Genomic DNA, 15,925 nt, shown 5'->3' on the forward strand with positions numbered 1-15,925 from the left:
TTATCCTGTATTATGCTTTTTTATCAGCCTTCAGCCGTTCTTCACGCTGTCTCAGCTCCACACGTCTGATTTTTGCGGACGCCGTTTTCGGCAGGCTTTCGACAAACTCAATTTCTCTCGGATATTTGTAAGGCGCCGTAATCGTTTTTACGTGGTTTTGCAGTTCCTTGACAAGTTCGTCACTGCGCTTTTCATCGTCTTGTAAAACGACATAAGCTTTTACGATTGAACCTCTGATTTCATCCGGGCTCGCCACGACGGCACATTCTTTCACTTCCGGATGCTTCACGAGCGCGTCCTCTACTTCAAAAGGCCCGATTGTATATCCGGAGCTGACGATGATGTCATCATTGCGGCTCTCAAACCAAAAGTAGCCGTCCTCGTCTTTTTTCGCGCGGTCTCCTGTAAGAAAGTAATCTCCGCGAATCTGCTTTTTCGTTCTTTCAGGATCTTTATAATATTCCTTGAATAAGGCCGGTGTGCTCAAATGCACGGCGATATCGCCCGTTTCGCCAGTTTCGCATATTTCGCCTTTATCGTTTATAATCTCCACTTGATTTCCAGGGGTCGGTTTGCCCATGCTTCCCGGCTTAATATCCATGTCCTTCAGGACGCCGACTAACAGGGTGCTCTCCGTTTGGCCGTATCCGTCTCTCACTTTAATGCCGAAATGCTTCCGGAATACGTCAATGACTTCCCGGTTTAATGGCTCACCCGCAGAAACTGCGCTGTGAAGGGCAGAAAGATCATATTTGTCCAACTCCTCCACTTTTGCCATCAGGCGGTATTCCGTCGGGGTACAGCAGAAGACATTTACTTGATGGCGCTCCAGCAGCTCTAAATACGTCTTGGCGTTGAATCTGCCGTGATAAATGACTCCTGTCGCGCCGCTTCCCAGAATTGCGAGCAGCGGGCTCCACACCCATTTCTGCCAGCCGGGCGCCGCGGTGGCCCACACTGTATCGTCTTCAGAAATATCCAGCCATGCACCGGCTGATGTTTTTAAATGGGCAAAGGCCCAGCCGTGTGTATGTACAACGCCTTTAGGCTGGCCGGTCGTGCCTGAAGTATAGGACAAAAACGCCATGTCTTCTCTTGTTGTATCAGCTGTTTGAAAACTGTCTCCGTCCGCTTCAATCGTTAGGAGGTTTTTCCAGCCGACATTGTTTTCACCGATTGACAATGTCACCAGCTGCTCGGTATTCACCTCGTCAAACGCGTTTATAAATGAAGGATAAACGATAGCGCCTTTCACTTCGGCGTGTTTGATCCGGTATTCAAGGTCTTTGGCGCGCAGCATTTCCGAGCAAGGAATGACGACCATCCCCGCTTTTAAGATCGCTAAATAAACGGCATACGCTTCAAGCACTCTCGGAACCATGACAATCAGCTTATCGCCTTTTTCAAATCCGAGACCTTTCAGACGGGCTCCGATTTTATTCGTTTCTTCCATCAATTTTTCATACGTCCAGACTTTCTTGCCGCCTGTTTGATCTTCCCATATAAGCGCGTTCTTCTCTTTGGAACGGCTGAACTTTTCGATTTCATTTACAAGGTTATAGTTCTTTGGGGCGATTAAATCTTCTCGTTTTAACACGAACAACTCCTCACTTTCTTTCCCCATTATACATAAACATAGGCCATTACAATAAAAATATGCATAAATTGCTTCCCGCCTTCTATCTATACTCATGAAAAAAGAGCGGGGAATTCCCCGCTCTCTTAGCCATTATGTGAAGTTGTGATTAAAACTGCTGCTGGCTGCTTCCGCCCATGCTTTGCTGAGCAAAAGAGACAAGACGTTTTGTGATTTCTCCACCGACAGAACCGTTAGCGCGAGAAGTTGTTTCCGGTCCAAGGTTTACACCGAATTCAGAAGCGATTTCATACTTCATTTGGTCGATAGCTTGAGCAGCGCCTGGCACTAAAAGCTGGTTGCTGTTTCCGCTGTTTGATTGTTGTGACATGTGTATCACCTCCTTGTGAGTATAGAATGTGATAAAACACATGTCTTCATTCAAAAAAACTTTGGTAATTGTATACAGTTTTAAAACAGGCCGGCAAACTTATCGTGAGCTTCCTGCTCTGAGTAAACAGTGATGGTTTCGATGCCGGCAGCGGCCTCTGCAATCAGCGGTTCAAAATCAACGAAGCTTTCGAAGTGCTCGATTTTTTCTTTTTTCGGGCGTGTTTTCGGACTTGGCGGCGTAAAGATGGTGCAGCAGTCCTCAAACGGCTGAATGCTTGTTTCATAAGTGCCGATTTCTTTTGATTTCTCGATGATTTCTGTTTTGTCCATTCCGATTAAAGGGCGCAAAACCGGCGTTGCCGTCACGGCATTGATCGCATACATGCTTTCAAGCGTCTGGCTCGCTACCTGCCCGAGGCTTTCTCCCGTAATGATCGCGAGCGCTTTTCGTTCTTCTCTGATTCTGTCCGCGATTTGCAGCATAAGACGCCGCGTCGCCGTCATCGTATAGTTCTCCGGGATTTGTTTTTGGATGAGTTCCTGCGTCTTTGTAAACGGCACGATATGAAGTGTCATACTGCCGCCGAACTTTGCGAGGCATCCCGCGAGATCCATGACTTTCCGCTTTGCCCGTTCACTCGTATACGGCGGACTGAAGAAATGTACGGCTTCAACAGATAATCCCCGTTTCATCGCGTAAAAACCGGCGACCGGACTGTCAAAACCGCCGGAAAGCATCAGCATCGCTTTACCCGCGGAACCGACAGGAAGGCCTCCGGCGCCTTTTTCGTTACGAATGGTCAGGAATGTCGCTTCCTCCCTGATTTCAATCCGAAGCGGAATATCGGGATGTTTCACATCGACGGTTAATCCATCCGTGTTTTTCAAAATATGGCCGCCGATTTCAGCGTTCATCGCATTCGTATCTAATTCAAACTGTTTGTAAGCCCGTTTCGTCTCGACCTTAAACGTATTCCCCGGTTTATATTCGCCTTCTATCGCGGCTAAAGCCGTTTTTTTAATGTCTTCCAGCTTGCTTTCGCATTTAATTGCGAGACTAAAGCTTTGAATGCCGAATATATTCTTTAATAAGGAACAAATTTCCTTCGGATTTTCTCCATTAAGTGTAATTGACAACCGGTCCCGGTTTGAAAAGTATTTTACTTTTTTATAATCCTTTAATACCAGGCGGATATTCTGTTTTAATCTTTCAATAAAACTGCGTCTGTTTTTTCCTTTTGTGGATATTTCACCAAAACGGATTAAAATATGATCGTAATTCATATGCTACCTCATCATTTTTTTTAGTTTTTGAACAGCCGGCGCCAGCACGGCCATAAACGGCTCCGTGATGTCAGCCGTATGGCTGAAGTTCAGGCTGACTCTGATGCTGCTTGATGCAATCTGTTCGCCTTTATTCATTTTCAGAAGAACACGGCTCGGTTTGTGCTCTCTTGCCGAACATGCCGCGGTTGTGGAGACATATATTCCTTTTTCCTCAAGCATGTGCAGCAGCACTTCCGCCTTCACGCCCGGAACGGAAAAATTAATGATATGCGGCGCGCTGTTTTCGGCGGGAGTATTGATGACGACCCCGTCCGTCCCGCTCAGCCTTTCCATGAGCGCATTCTTGGCAGCCTCCATGGAAGAAAGCCGCTCGTTCATGTCACGCGCGGAAAGATTGATCGCTTTCGCAAGGGAAACGGCGCCTGCCGTGTGTTCTGTTCCGGCGCGGACGCCTTTTTGCTGCGAGCCGCCCGTTATAAGCGGAATGAGCCGCGTTCCTTTTTTGACGATAAGCGCTCCGGTTCCTTTTAAGCCGTGAAACTTATGCCCTGAAACGGTGCAAAGGTCAATGCCCGCTTCTTCTATAGACAGAGGAACTTTATGAATGCCCTGCACATGATCAACATGAAACAGAATATTCCGGTGCTGCTTCAAAAACCCGCCGATTTCCTTTACGGGCTGAATGGAGCCGACTTCGTTATTGACATGCATGACGCTGACGATTATCGTATCCGGCCTGATAGCCGATTTGACGTCTTTCAAAGAAACGAAGCCGTTTTGATCGGCCGGAAGATATGTGACTTCAAAGCCGAACAGCTCTGTCAGCTGATCAAGCGTCTCCGTCACAGAAGGATGCTCAATCGCCGAAGCAATGATATGTCTTCCTTTACTCATGTTTGCCCAGGCTGCTCCCTTTAACGCCGCGTTATTCGCTTCAGTCGCGCCTGATGTAAATACAATATCATAATTTTTTAAACGCAAGGTTTTTTTTATTTGCTGAGCGGCCGCTTCAAGGAGCTGTTCCGTCTCAGTTCCTAACTGGTGCAGGGACGAAGGATTGCCGAAATAACGGCTGCTCGTCTGTTTATACACTTCCAAAACCTCTTCATACGGCTCGGTCGTTGAGCTGTTGTCTAAATATATCATTTTTTTTACTCCTTTAATGAAAACGGTACATCGTATGATATTTATGCTACCATAACAAAAGTAAATATAAATTCGCAATAAATCGAGTATTGACTTCTCTGTACATTGCCATATAATAAGTAATGTTCGTTTTGTTATATTATCTGACAATTAATTGACAGAATATTTAAACATAGTATTTAGGAGGATTTTTATGAAACACTCACTACCTGTCAAAGATACCGTTATTATCGGTTTCATGCTTTTCGCACTTTTTTTCGGGGCAGGAAATATGATATATCCGCCGGAGCTCGGGCAAGCTGCGGGGCATAATGTCTGGAAAGCGATGGGCGGTTTCTTACTGACCGGCGTAGGTCTGCCGCTTTTGGGTATTATCGCCATCGCATTAACGGGCAAAGACGCAAAAGGGCTTGCCGATAAAGCTCATCCGGTATTCGGGACTATTTTCACCGTTGTGCTTTATTTATCAATCGGGCCGCTTTTCGCGATTCCGAGAACCGGAACCGTTTCATATGAAATCGGTGCAGTTCCGTTTTTAAGCGGCATTCCGGAAAGATTATCTTTATTTGTTTTCACGTTGATCTTTTTTGCTATTACGTATTATTTAGCTCTTAATCCTTCCAAAATCGTTGACAGAGTCGGAAAGATTTTGACTCCTATTAAATTCGGTATTATTCTAATCATCGTCGTAAAAGCCATTGTCACTCCGATGGGCGGACTGGGCGCCGTACATCAGGCATATTCCGGAATGCCGGTGTTCAAAGGATTTTTGGAAGGCTATAAAACAATGGACGCGCTCGCCTCAATCGTCTTCGGCGTCGTTGTCGTCAACGCTGTTAAAAGCAGGGGCGTCACCCAGCGTAAAGCGCTCGCGGCCGCTTGTATTAAAGCGGGTCTGATTGCAGCGGCAGGTTTGACATTCATTTATTTATCTTTGGCCTATTTGGGAGCGACAAGCACGGACGCTGTGGGGCCGCTCGGCGAAGGCGCAAAGATTTTATCAGCTTCATCAGATTACCTGTTCGGTTCACTGGGAAACATCGTTCTCGGCTCTGCCATCACCGTTGCGTGTTTAACGACAAGCATCGGGCTTGTCACATCTTGCGGCGAATATTTTTCAAAATTGATTCCCGCTTTATCATACAAAATGGTGGTTACGATTGTCACGCTGTTCAGTCTGGCGATTTCAAATTTCGGACTTGCTGAGATTATTGCATTTTCAGTTCCTATTTTATCAGCGATTTACCCGCTGGCGATTGTCATTATCGTCCTTTCCTTTATTGATAAAATCTTTAAGGAAAGACAGGAAGTCTATATCGCCTGCCTGATCGGAACAGGGCTGTTCAGTATCTTGGACGGTTTGAAGGCAGCAGGCATTCCGCTCGGATCATTAGATTCATTCTTAAACGCAAATCTTCCGCTTTACAGCATGGGAATCGGCTGGGTGCTTCCGGGCATTGCCGGAGCGATCATCGGCTGCATCATCACGTTTTTTACCAGCCCGCCCATCGAATTAAATAAAGCAAAATCGTAACATTCAGCGCTTGCGGCTTGACGTATATCAGCCGCAGGCGCTTTTTATATTCCGTGAGAAACTAAAAAACTGCACCTCTGATTTCCATCAGGGTGCAGTTTTTGCTTATGCGTCTATGAAGCAGATTGATCAGCTTTAATTTTTTTCACGGCGCCGGGAGCTGCTTTTTCAACAGCATCTGCCGCCATCTCATAAGCTTCATTATAGCTGTAAGCGTAAAACAGCCGTTCCGCTTCTTTCAGCTGTTCGGATAAAATATGATTCTGGCTTCGGAAGCGGTTGCCGTACTGGATGATCCGCTCAATCAGCTTCACCTGAATCACAAGATCTTCCGCCTCTTCGCTGACTTCCTCAACCGCCTTTTCGGCTTCGGTCAGATGTTTGGCGGCTTCCTCCATGTTCAGCGGCAGCACTTCCAATTGGCTGACGGTTTCTTCTATATGATGATTTGCCGTCTCGAGCTTGTCCTTGACTTGTTCAGGAATTCCCGGCACGTTGCTTTTTTGCAGCATTCGGGCCGTGTCAGAAATGGTTTTCCGAAGATGCATCAGCGTTTCCCGCGCCTGCAGTTCTTCTTTTCTGAGCGCCTGCAGATTTTCACGGTATTCGGCATGTTCTTTCTGAGCCTCTTCCATCTGCTTTTCGATGGCCTCGACTTCTTCAATCAATAGAGAGTAAGCGACATGCTCACCATCAAGCTTTTCTCTCGCCTGCTCAAGGAGCCGGCCGATCGTTTCCAGCTGTTTTTCGAAGGCATGCTGTCTGCCGATTTCACCCGCCGTCAGCTGATAGCTTTCCTTGACGAGCTCCGTTTCGGTTTTTGTGCGGTCTTTTTCTTCCTCAAGCTTCTCATACGCGATGATCAGCTCAGGCATTTTGCTTAATACGGACTGTCCGGCTTCCACTTCGCCTTCCAGCTGGTCATACATCGATTGAATGGTTTCATCAATCAGCTGAAGAATGGCGGACGCTTCGTCAACATCCAATTCTTCCAAAAGCGCGTTTTCGGCCCGTTTCAATTGATTTGTGAGTGTATCCAGCTCTTTTTCGATTTGAATATGCTCCAATTTGTAGCCTTTTTCCGTCATTTCCCGGTAGCCGTCTTTCAGCTTGGCAATTTGGTTCGGCACGGTCTGTTTACAGTCCGCAAGCAGTTTCGGAACGTCATCTATGTATGTCTGAAGCTGATCCAGTCTGCGGTCCTGTTCAAGCAGCACTTTTCTCGCTTTGATGTAATTGCCGCTTTCCGTCTCTTCTTCGAACTCTTTTATGCCGCTCCAGATTTCGTCGAGATCCGTCTCCAGGCTGTTATAAAGCTCTCCGTAGAGATGGCTGTACGCCAGAAGGTTTTTTCGCGCTTTTGAATACCGCTCACGCACCTGTTCAATCTCTCCGCGGCTTTTTTCCTCGCTCGTCACAAGGTCGCTGATCTCACGCAGTATGCCTTCTATATTTGATTCGGCTGCAGTGAGAAGGTCGTCGATGTGGACAAGCACCTGATTCGCTTTTTTAAACCGGTATTTGTCGGCGTTCTCTTCGGCATCATAAAGGAGCTCTTCTACTTTCGGCAGATGGGCTGTGACAATTTCATCCCACTCTTCGCGCCATCTTTCAAAGAACTCTTCCGTCTCTCCGGTCATTTTCAGATGTTTGATCTTGGACATTTCTTCCACTATCGAACGGTTTAAAATTTCAATCTTCCATGACTCCAGCCGGTCAATTTCCGTATAAATTTTTTTCCTGAAAAAGTAGCCCGCCGCAAAGAGCGCGAGCAGTATAACCAATAATCCGATGACTAACTCCATAATGAGCCCCCTTGTTGTTCTCTTAATCTGTCAGGGTGTTTTATGTATTCAGAAAGATTTCAATATATGTATTGAGAAAATCTGTCGTTTTCATTGTTATTATGATACCATGTAACCAACATTTTTTGACCAGAAATCAAAAACTTTTTGCATAATTTCGGCAGGATTCTGCAATTTTTTAATGGAGTGACACAAATGGAAAAACGAGACGCTCATATCCACACGCCTTTTTGCCCTCACGGCTCGAAGGATGCGCTGAAACAATATGTCGAAAAGGCCCTGGAAAGAGGCTTTGACTCGATCACATTTACAGAGCACGCCCCCCTTCCTCCGTCATTTCAAGATCCCGTACCGCTTCAGGACAGCGCGATGGATCTCAGACAGATGGAGGTTTATTTGGAGTGGCTGTCAAACCTGAAAAAGGAATACGATGGACAAATCAGCATTCTGACCGGGCTAGAAACCGATTTTATCACAGGGTATGAAGAGGAAACCGCGGCGTTTCTGAACACGTACGGCCCCTCACTGGATGACGGCATTTTATCCGTTCATTTTTTGAAGACCGGTCCGTCTTATATATGTCTGGATTTTGACGAGCACGCCTTTCAGCAGCTTGCCGACCGCTTCGGAAGCGTTGAAGCCGTATATGAACAATACTATGAAACTGTGTATTCTTCCATTGTAACACCGCTCGGCCCCTTTAAGCCAAAACGGGTCGGCCATATCACGCTCGTCAAAAAATTTGCGCGCCTTTTCCCTTACAGCATGTCACCTCAAATAAGAGAGCTTGCGGTCCGCTGTCTTGACGCCGTGAAAGAACACGGAATGGAGCTGGATGTGAATACATCCGGGCTCAGAAAGAAATTTGCCGGGGAAGTATACATGGAGGATTGGATGGCTGAGACGGCGAAGCAAAAAAAAATCCCGCTCATATTCGGGTCGGACGCCCATCAAGCGGAAGATGTCGGCAGTTCCTACGAAACGTACAAAAGCATCATTACTTCATAAGCGCCGCATCAGGCCGTCGGAACACGCTTTCGATCCAGATCTTCACCTCTTCAAAATACCTTTTATAAAAGTACGGTTCATGAGGCTGCATATAGAGCACCTCCGTAATGTATTGGGGCTGAAGATACGGCATCATCAAGAGGGATTTCAATTGCAGAATAAAATGCGGCACGGGCAGCGTCAGCCGTCTGTGGCGTGACTGCCCTTCTTCAATCACCAGCTGGAAAATATATTTTTCTTTCATTAAGTAAGTAGACATAATTTCCCTGATAAGCACGGAATCAATCGTCACTTCCCGGTACACAAACCGCGTTAATTGACGGTTATCGTGCTGATAGGATAAAATATCGAAAATCACCCGCAGGATGCGTTCCTGCGCGTCTTCACCGTTCATACTGACGGCGGCTTTTTCCAGCGCTTCAGTATAGCCTTCGTAAAACTCGGAAACTAAATGTTCCATTAATCCGCCTTTCCCTTTAAAATAGTAGGAGATGTGCGCAACATTTACATCAGCTGACTTTGCGATTTCACGGACGGACGTGCCGGAATAACCTTTTTGGTTAAACAGCTGGACAGCGGCGTTAATAATTTTGTCTTTGGTGCTTACTTTCATACGGCTCACCCCTTTATGTGTAACAATTCAAGCAGAAAGGCGCCGTTCCTGTAAGAACTTCTCGACAAATGCCGGCAGAACGGCCGGAACTTTGTTTGATATTATAGAAAAAGTGAGGGTTTTCCATGTTTCATGTCGAAAAACAATCCGGAGATAAAGAAAAAAGTTATCAGCTTCTGCTTAAACAGCTCGAAGCCATGACAGAAGATGAAACGGATGCGATCGCAAATTACGCGAATGCGTCAGCGCTTTTATACCATTCATTACATGAAGTCAACTGGGCGGGGTTTTACTTCGCTAAAGAGGGCGAGCTCGTGCTCGGACCGTTTCAAGGACTTCCTGCCTGTGTGCGCATTCCGTTCGGCAGAGGCGTATGCGGCACTGCCTACTCTAATGGCGACGTGCAGCGGATTGCCGATGTGAATGCGTTCCCGGGACATATCGCCTGTGACGCGGCTTCCCAGTCAGAAATTGTCCTCCCGATCCGCGTAAACGGTGAAGTGATCGGTGTGCTGGACATTGACAGCCCCGTGAAAAACCGTTTTGATGAAACGGACGAAACCTATTTAGCAAAGTTTGTTGAAACGCTTGAAAAACGATTAGGATAAAAAAAGGAGCCCGGCCGGCAGGCCGGCTCCTTTTTTATGTCGTCGTGCTGTTTTGATGGATGATCAGCCGGTTTTTGCCGTTCCGTTTGGCGATATAAAGCGCCTCATCCGCTTGCTGAACGAGCAATTTCAACGGCATCGGGCCGGTCTTTGACCAGCAGGAAACGCCGCAGGAAATCGTCACGCGCGGCTCGGTATTTTCCCGGATGGCGCGAACCAGCCTTTTAGCGATGCGTTCTCCGGATGACACATTGATATTCGGCAGATAAACAGCCAATTCCTCGCCTCCCCACCTCGCAGCGACATCATGCTCACGAATATGGTTCTTCATAACGGAGGCCACCTGAATCAGGATCGAATCTCCCGTTTGATGACCGTATGTATCATTAATCTTTTTGAAATTATCGATATCAACGAGGATGAATACACCCCGTTTATGAATTTTCATGCTGTATTGAATTTTCTCATCCAAATAGGTTCTTGAATACAGCTCCGTCAGCTGGTCTGTCTGAACAAGATGCTCAAGCCTGTCGCGCAGCATGGAGTTCGTAACCGCCAATGTCGCATGGTGAATGAGCGCTTGAAAAAGCTTATACATTTCAAACGTAAAAGCATACAAATCCTTTTTCAATAAAATCGCGAACCCGAAGACGGTGTCATTTTCGATCATCGGCACCGCCATCAGCGAGCCGAAACCGTTTTCGCCGAATACAGTCTTTCCGCTGCCGATAAACACGCCCTTTTCTCCCTCGAAGAGCTTTTCTTTCACAATGCTGATATAGGGGTTCGCACGTTCTGTCTTAAAAAAAGCGGTATGTCCCGGAAGCAGATTTTGCGTCTCAAAATGATCAATATGAAAAAAAGCCACTTCTTCCGCATGAAACGATTGGGTCATAATGGCGGCGAGCTCCCGCATCGTATCAGTGAGTCTGAGGCGCTGATTCAGCTGGCGCGATGTTTCATTAATGAGCTCCAGATTCGCAATGCTTTTTTTCGATTGCTCATAGAGCTGCGCATTTTCAAATGCTTTTCCCGCTGCGCCCGCAAGCAGCAGCATTTCACTGAGAGTACTGCACGAAAGAACGGCATCCTGCAGCCCCTCCGTCTTCAGAACCCCGTAAGTCCCCTGCTGGCCTTTGATCGGCAGGTAAGCAGATGACCTGCCTTTTCTGAGCAGTCTCCCCGATAAATAAACCTTCTGGGCAGACGGATCGGCATCTTTTCCGTCCATATGTAATTCTTTTGCGGGAAGCTGTCTGTCCGTATCCTGATCCTGCGTGATAAACAGTGAAAAACGGAAAGACCGGAAAGCCGTACTCAAACTTGCCTGCAGTTTTTCCAAAACCTCATTTTGGTCCAAAAGCGAATGGAACATTTCTGTCATTCTGTGAATTTTCCGCTGATGCTTCGTTTTGTCAAACAGCCCGCTTTGTCTCACAGATTGATTAATAAACTGAGTAACGATCTCAGGCAATGATTCCGGGATCGGCAGCCCGACTTCCGAGCGCAGATAAAAGGATCTGCCGGACGTCTGATTCCTGATCATAAAACGGCCGTCACTCTCTTTCAGCGGAGCATAATGCGGTTCATCTTCTGTTTTTATGGTGAAACGTGTTGATTCTGCCGGTGAAAGGGTCAATGAAAGAGATGTAAAGCAGGATTCTAGAGCTGAGGCCAGCCATAACAGCGAGTCGGATAATGAGACGGATTCAGATTTCGTTAAGAAAAAAGAAAGCATTTTCTGATGAAAGGCCGTCACTTCATCAATTGTTTGTTTTTTCATTTTTATCACCTAAACATGTACTACTCATTTTTGTACATTATATCATAAACCGGCACTCTTCATGGAGAAATGGTTGACGGCGGCGGGGAAAAATCATATAATGTTCTTTGTGTGAAATATTGCAGCCTTTTTGTTCAGCTTCTGTGTTTGCATTTTGTTCCTTAGCTGTAAGGTGTATCGTGTAACTCTCTGCTGCTGGAGCGAGGATACATGAAAACAAAATGTGCACGGTCGGATCGAACAGACGGTTTTTATTTTCCACAAAATAAAACCAAAGGAGGAGTCACATTATGGCTCGCTATACAGGTCCATCTTGGAAACTGTCTCGCCGTTTAGGAATCTCTCTTAGCGGTACAGGTAAAGAATTAGAAAAACGCCCTTACGCACCAGGCCCCCACGGTCCGGGACAGCGTAAAAAACTATCAGAATACGGTTTGCAATTGCAAGAAAAGCAAAAACTTCGTCACATGTACGGTGTAAACGAACGTCAATTCCGCACATTGTTTGACAAAGCTGCAAAAATGACTGGTAAACACGGCGAAAACTTCATGATTCTTTTAGATGCACGTCTTGATAACGTTGTGTACAAGCTCGGTCTTGCGCGCACTCGCCGTCAAGCTCGCCAATTAGTTAACCACGGTCACATCCTTGTTGACGGAAGCCGCGTTGACATTCCGTCTTACCAAGTAAAACCTGGTCAAACAATCGGTGTTCGCGAAAAATCAAGAAACCTTTCTATCATCAAAGAATCTGTAGAAGTAAACAACTTCGTTCCTGAGTACCTTACTTTCGACGCTGAAAAGCTTGAAGGTACATTCACTCGTCTTCCAGAGCGCTCTGAGCTTGCTCCGGAAATTAACGAAGCGCTTATCGTTGAGTTCTACTCCCGTTAAGTAAAACGCTCTTTAAAGAGCATTGGATTAAACCCCGGACATGTTGTGATAACAATGTTTCCGGGGTTTTTCTTTTGGGCTGTCGAATAATGGACAGATGCTCCCTCTCTTTATTAAAAAAAGCCCCTGTCCGGGGCTTTTTTTATGTGCCTACTGGCTTTTCAGCTATATGTACATTAGAAACCCCCATTTGACAAGCAGAAGAAATTTTCCACATAATAAATCACCATACCTTACAAAAAGGAGAGACGAAATGAACAGCATCCCCTCTATCGTCAGCAAGCACAAAGCCTATTTTGCGGCGGGGCATACGAGACAGCTAGAATCGAGACTGAACATGCTGCAAAAGCTGAAACAAGCCATCAAAACACAAGAAGCCGATATAACAGCCGCTCTCTATCAGGATCTCCACAAATCCGAACAGGAGTCGTACACAACAGAAATCGGAATTGTACTGGAGGAAATCAGTTTTGTGATGAAGCGGCTGGGAAAATGGATCAAACCGAAACGAGTCAAAACGCCTCTGACTCACCTAGGCTCGAAAAGCATCATTATCCCTGAGCCATATGGAACCGTTTTGGTGATTGCACCTTGGAATTATCCCTTGCAGCTGGCGCTTTCACCCTTGATTGGAGCCATTGCGTCCGGAAACACAGTCGTTCTTAAACCGTCAGAATATACGCCGGCGGTTTCCGCTGTTCTTTCCAAACTTATCAGCAGCGTTTTTCCGAGTGACTATGTCGCTATGGCGGAGGGCGGGCCCGACGTCAGCACTGTGTTATTACAGCAGCCCTTTGACTATATTTTCTTCACTGGAAGCGTTGCCGTGGGAAAAATCGTCATGGAGGCCGCCGCCAAACAATTAATTCCCGTTACCTTGGAGCTCGGCGGCAAAAGTCCCTGCATTGTCCATAAGGATGCTGATATACAGCTTGCCGCCAAACGCATTGTCTTCGGGAAATTTACAAATGCAGGGCAAACCTGCATCGCACCGGATTATTTATTTGTCCACCAAGATATCAAAACGAAGCTCACAGAAGAAATGAAGCGTGTGATCAGTGAATTTTATGGCCCTCAGCCTGAACAAAATCCGCAGTACGGCAAAATCGTCAGTGAACGCCACTATCAGCGGCTGCTCAGCTTTCTGAATGATGGCATCCCGCTCACAGGCGGACAATCTGATCCCGCTCATCATAAAATTGCGCCGACCATTCTCGAACAAGTGAGGGATGACTCTCCAGTGATGCAGGAGGAGATTTTCGGGCCAATTCTTCCGCTGTTTACATACCGTGATATCGGGGAAGTCATTGAGAAAGTCCAATCGCGCCCAAAGCCGCTCGCTCTTTATGTCTTCACAACAAACAAAGAAACTGAGCGCACTGTTTTAGAGAATCTGTCGTTTGGCGGCGGCTGTGTCAATGATACGTTAATGCACGTCGCAACACCGTATTTGCCATTCGGCGGCGTCGGGGAAAGCGGCATCGGCAGCTATCACGGATTTGACAGCTTTAACACGTTTACGCACAAAAAAAGCGTCGTCAAACAAACGAACCGCTTCGACTTCGCTTTCCGTTATCCTTCTTCCAAAAACGGGCTGCGAATGATTAGGAAAATACTTAAATAAAAAAGCGCAGAGTATCTGCGCTTTTTATAAATCCTCTATACACCAATTAATCGGTTCGTCTTCCATTTCATCTTTTGATCTCTTCAAAATATTTCTCAGCAGACTCAGCGTCTTGTTGTTTTATCGCGATATACCAATCATTTAATATATTTGCAACATTTTTAGAGGCCAGTTTACTCATATGACTAAAAGGCCCTTCCGTCTAGGAAAGGCCTTTCTATTTGAAAAATTCAATTTTTATATGACTTTCTCTTCTCAAAGATAAAGGAAACAATGATGAGAATCAGAGCAACAAAAATATATGGAATATCATTGTTACTAAAATCCAAAGAAAAGGAAACTATGATATACACCAATAACAAGCCTACCAAGATGTAATTAATAATTTTATGCATTTAGCCCACCCTGAACTCTTTTAATTTTTAAAACGCTGGCACACAAGTGAAAAGGTTAGCAGCATAGATCAAATAAAAACCCTTGTCATTCCAATCACATAGGCCAGCTCCGGCTGCTAGTGCAGCTAAACCAGAAGCCACGAGAACCGGAACACCTAATTCAGAAGCAAGCAAAGAAACTCCTGCACCCGCCAAAATTAATTTTTGGGCTTTTGCAGATTTAGAATGAGAGATGAACCATGATGCTTGAGCAGAAACATCACTATCTTCTGCTCCAGAAACTTTTATATCAGATATATTACTACCCAATTTATATTGACCGTTTTTTTACACCTTTATTTAAATTTTCCAATGATGCATTAAATTCCTCGAAAGCTTTTTCGCTAACATTTGCATCTTTTGCATTCTTGTAAAAGTTTTCAGCAAAACCCTCTTTATTAACTACTGCCTTTTCTTCTAAATCAGATTTTGCAATCTCTAAGGCAATTTTCATATCAGTATCCGTATCTTTTAATTCAATAGGTTTCCCGTATTTATCGGTCACCTCTCCCTCTGATAATGGTTGTGAACACTCCTTAGAAACTTTTAGGGGCTGAGAAAGTTTCAGCCGAAGCAAATGACGGCAAGGTTAAACTAGATGCAATTGCGATAGACATTACTGAACCAAAAATCTTAAATTTCAAAATACATTTCTTCTTTTAAAAAACCATATCAAACTCTGGTTTTCAAAAAAACCCCAGCACCATACTTCGGTTCAAATTAACCAGTAAAGCTTTTTTCACCCCTGATCATTTAGTTTTACCCACTTGACCACCGGAAGGTATAAACAACTACTTATCTCAATAATTGCAGGATTTTATATCTAGTTTCCTGCCCGTAAATACCATCAGGGGTCAACCCATACATGGACTGTAATCGTTTGACTGCATTTGATGTTTTAGCCCATATGTGCTATCAATCCCACTGATACTCCTTTTGTCCGGATAAAAATAAAGAGCCGCCAACGCTGTCATGTATTTATTTTACGGCTGCGCCCCTGATTAATGGGTTTGTGACTTTGAAACTTTGTTTTGGGCTTTACGGCAGCGTTCTTTTTTCCGCTGCTTTTCAGCTCATTATCACTCTTTATATAAAACATTTTCACGTATCCGTGAAATGTCTGGCCTTTTGAATTGGTGTACTCAATATATCCCCACCCGTTCACAGTTGAAACGAGTTGATATATTACAATCGTGTCGGCCATTCGCTTTTTAACGCGGG

The 15,925-nt window shown here is 45.5% G+C and carries 15 protein-coding genes and 1 pseudogene; 5 read left to right on the forward strand and 11 right to left on the reverse strand.

Annotation, left to right across the window (positions count from 1 at the left end):
- Window positions 1–10 precede the first annotated feature (10 nt).
- From mbcS to SB724_RS09185, 4 genes are all read right to left on the reverse strand, one after another.
- A complete protein-coding gene (mbcS, locus tag SB724_RS09170) occupies window positions 11–1,597 on the reverse strand; it encodes an acyl-CoA synthetase MbcS (RefSeq protein WP_012118182.1) in 1,587 nt (528 codons plus the stop codon).
- Window positions 1,598–1,745: 148 nt separating this feature from the next.
- Window positions 1,746–1,967, reverse strand: coding sequence for an alpha/beta-type small acid-soluble spore protein (locus SB724_RS09175; protein WP_007408043.1), 222 nt, complete (start codon window positions 1,965–1,967; stop codon window positions 1,746–1,748).
- 80 nt (window positions 1,968–2,047) lie between these two features.
- Entirely contained in the window at window positions 2,048–3,253 is a 1,206-nt protein-coding gene (gene thiI / locus SB724_RS09180; RefSeq protein ID WP_410570850.1) for a tRNA uracil 4-sulfurtransferase ThiI, read from the reverse strand.
- 3 nt (window positions 3,254–3,256) lie between these two features.
- The gene (locus tag SB724_RS09185; protein WP_342018649.1) at window positions 3,257–4,402 is read right to left on the reverse strand and encodes a cysteine desulfurase family protein; all 1,146 of its coding nucleotides are present in this window, start codon (window positions 4,400–4,402) and stop codon (window positions 3,257–3,259) included.
- A gap of 193 nt (window positions 4,403–4,595) precedes the next feature.
- Between SB724_RS09185 and brnQ the strand changes: the two genes are divergently transcribed.
- Window positions 4,596–5,936 (forward strand): branched-chain amino acid transport system II carrier protein, encoded by a 1,341-nt coding sequence (brnQ, locus tag SB724_RS09190; protein WP_410570853.1) that lies wholly within the window; start codon window positions 4,596–4,598, stop codon window positions 5,934–5,936.
- Between the two features lie 113 nt (window positions 5,937–6,049).
- Here the strand turns inward: brnQ and ezrA are convergent, their stop codons facing one another.
- Window positions 6,050–7,741, reverse strand: coding sequence for a septation ring formation regulator EzrA (gene ezrA / locus SB724_RS09195; RefSeq protein WP_082998833.1), 1,692 nt, complete (start codon window positions 7,739–7,741; stop codon window positions 6,050–6,052).
- 195 nt (window positions 7,742–7,936) lie between these two features.
- Between ezrA and hisJ the strand changes: the two genes are divergently transcribed.
- Window positions 7,937–8,749 carry a histidinol-phosphatase HisJ gene (hisJ, locus tag SB724_RS09200; protein WP_410570855.1) on the forward strand — a complete coding sequence of 271 codons (813 nt, stop codon included), beginning with the start codon at window positions 7,937–7,939 and terminating at the stop codon, window positions 8,747–8,749.
- Here the strand turns inward: hisJ and refZ are convergent.
- Window positions 8,739–9,362 (reverse strand): forespore capture DNA-binding protein RefZ, encoded by a 624-nt coding sequence (gene refZ, locus SB724_RS09205; RefSeq protein ID WP_007408038.1) that lies wholly within the window; start codon window positions 9,360–9,362, stop codon window positions 8,739–8,741. The genes hisJ and refZ overlap by 11 nt on opposite strands.
- A gap of 125 nt (window positions 9,363–9,487) precedes the next feature.
- Here refZ and SB724_RS09210 point away from each other — a divergent pair, with 125 nt between their 5' ends.
- Entirely contained in the window at window positions 9,488–9,970 is a 483-nt protein-coding gene (locus SB724_RS09210; protein WP_007408037.1) for a GAF domain-containing protein, read from the forward strand.
- Between the two features lie 34 nt (window positions 9,971–10,004).
- Here the strand turns inward: SB724_RS09210 and SB724_RS09215 are convergent, their stop codons facing one another.
- On the reverse strand, window positions 10,005–11,753 hold the full coding sequence (locus SB724_RS09215; protein WP_285979151.1) for a sensor domain-containing diguanylate cyclase: 1,749 nt from the start codon (window positions 11,751–11,753) through the stop codon (window positions 10,005–10,007).
- 290 nt (window positions 11,754–12,043) lie between these two features.
- Here SB724_RS09215 and rpsD point away from each other — a divergent pair, with 290 nt between their 5' ends.
- Window positions 12,044–12,646: a 30S ribosomal protein S4 gene (rpsD, locus tag SB724_RS09220; protein ID WP_003152406.1), complete on the forward strand. Its 603-nt coding sequence runs from the start codon at window positions 12,044–12,046 to the stop codon at window positions 12,644–12,646.
- A 253-nt stretch (window positions 12,647–12,899) separates the two neighbouring features.
- On the forward strand, window positions 12,900–14,270 hold the full coding sequence (locus tag SB724_RS09225; protein WP_410570858.1) for an aldehyde dehydrogenase: 1,371 nt from the start codon (window positions 12,900–12,902) through the stop codon (window positions 14,268–14,270).
- Window positions 14,271–14,337: 67 nt separating this feature from the next.
- On the opposite strand, the gene SB724_RS09230 is transcribed toward SB724_RS09225, so the two are convergent.
- The 4 genes and pseudogenes from SB724_RS09230 to SB724_RS09245 all read right to left on the reverse strand — a co-directional run.
- Window positions 14,338–14,451, reverse strand: a complete 114-nt coding sequence (locus SB724_RS09230) for a response regulator aspartate phosphatase (RefSeq protein WP_235600199.1) — start codon at window positions 14,449–14,451, stop codon at window positions 14,338–14,340.
- A 241-nt stretch (window positions 14,452–14,692) separates the two neighbouring features.
- Window positions 14,693–14,974 (reverse strand): hypothetical protein, encoded by a 282-nt coding sequence (locus SB724_RS09235; protein ID WP_061581288.1) that lies wholly within the window; start codon window positions 14,972–14,974, stop codon window positions 14,693–14,695.
- Window position 14,975: 1 nt separating this feature from the next.
- The gene (locus SB724_RS09240; RefSeq protein WP_061581289.1) at window positions 14,976–15,209 is read right to left on the reverse strand and encodes a hypothetical protein; all 234 of its coding nucleotides are present in this window, start codon (window positions 15,207–15,209) and stop codon (window positions 14,976–14,978) included.
- A gap of 290 nt (window positions 15,210–15,499) precedes the next feature.
- Window positions 15,500–15,899 (reverse strand): annotated as a pseudogene (locus SB724_RS09245) (peptidoglycan-binding domain-containing protein); the annotation flags it as partial.
- Between the last annotated feature and the right edge of the window lie 26 nt (window positions 15,900–15,925).

Origin of the sequence: Bacillus sp. SIMBA_031 (assembly GCF_046535225.1) — a bacterium.
GTDB classification, from domain to species: Bacteria; Bacillota; Bacilli; order Bacillales; family Bacillaceae; genus Bacillus; species Bacillus velezensis.

Coding starts and splice junctions, on each gene's coding strand:
- ezrA (WP_082998833.1), bottom strand. CDS start 7,741: ATGGAGTTAGTCATCGGATTATTGGTTATACTGCTCGCGCTCTTTGCG.
- SB724_RS09215 (WP_285979151.1), bottom strand. CDS start 11,753: ATGAAAAAACAAACAATTGATGAAGTGACGGCCTTTCATCAGAAAATG.
- refZ (WP_007408038.1), bottom strand. CDS start 9,362: ATGAAAGTAAGCACCAAAGACAAAATTATTAACGCCGCTGTCCAGCTG.
- SB724_RS09225 (WP_410570858.1), top strand. CDS start 12,900: ATGAACAGCATCCCCTCTATCGTCAGCAAGCACAAAGCCTATTTTGCG.
- SB724_RS09210 (WP_007408037.1), top strand. CDS start 9,488: ATGTTTCATGTCGAAAAACAATCCGGAGATAAAGAAAAAAGTTATCAG.
- SB724_RS09175 (WP_007408043.1), bottom strand. CDS start 1,967: ATGTCACAACAATCAAACAGCGGAAACAGCAACCAGCTTTTAGTGCCA.
- SB724_RS09230 (WP_235600199.1), bottom strand. CDS start 14,451: ATGAGTAAACTGGCCTCTAAAAATGTTGCAAATATATTAAATGATTGG.
- rpsD (WP_003152406.1), top strand. CDS start 12,044: ATGGCTCGCTATACAGGTCCATCTTGGAAACTGTCTCGCCGTTTAGGA.
- hisJ (WP_410570855.1), top strand. CDS start 7,937: ATGGAAAAACGAGACGCTCATATCCACACGCCTTTTTGCCCTCACGGC.
- SB724_RS09185 (WP_342018649.1), bottom strand. CDS start 4,402: ATGATATATTTAGACAACAGCTCAACGACCGAGCCGTATGAAGAGGTT.
- brnQ (WP_410570853.1), top strand. CDS start 4,596: ATGAAACACTCACTACCTGTCAAAGATACCGTTATTATCGGTTTCATG.
- thiI (WP_410570850.1), bottom strand. CDS start 3,253: ATGAATTACGATCATATTTTAATCCGTTTTGGTGAAATATCCACAAAA.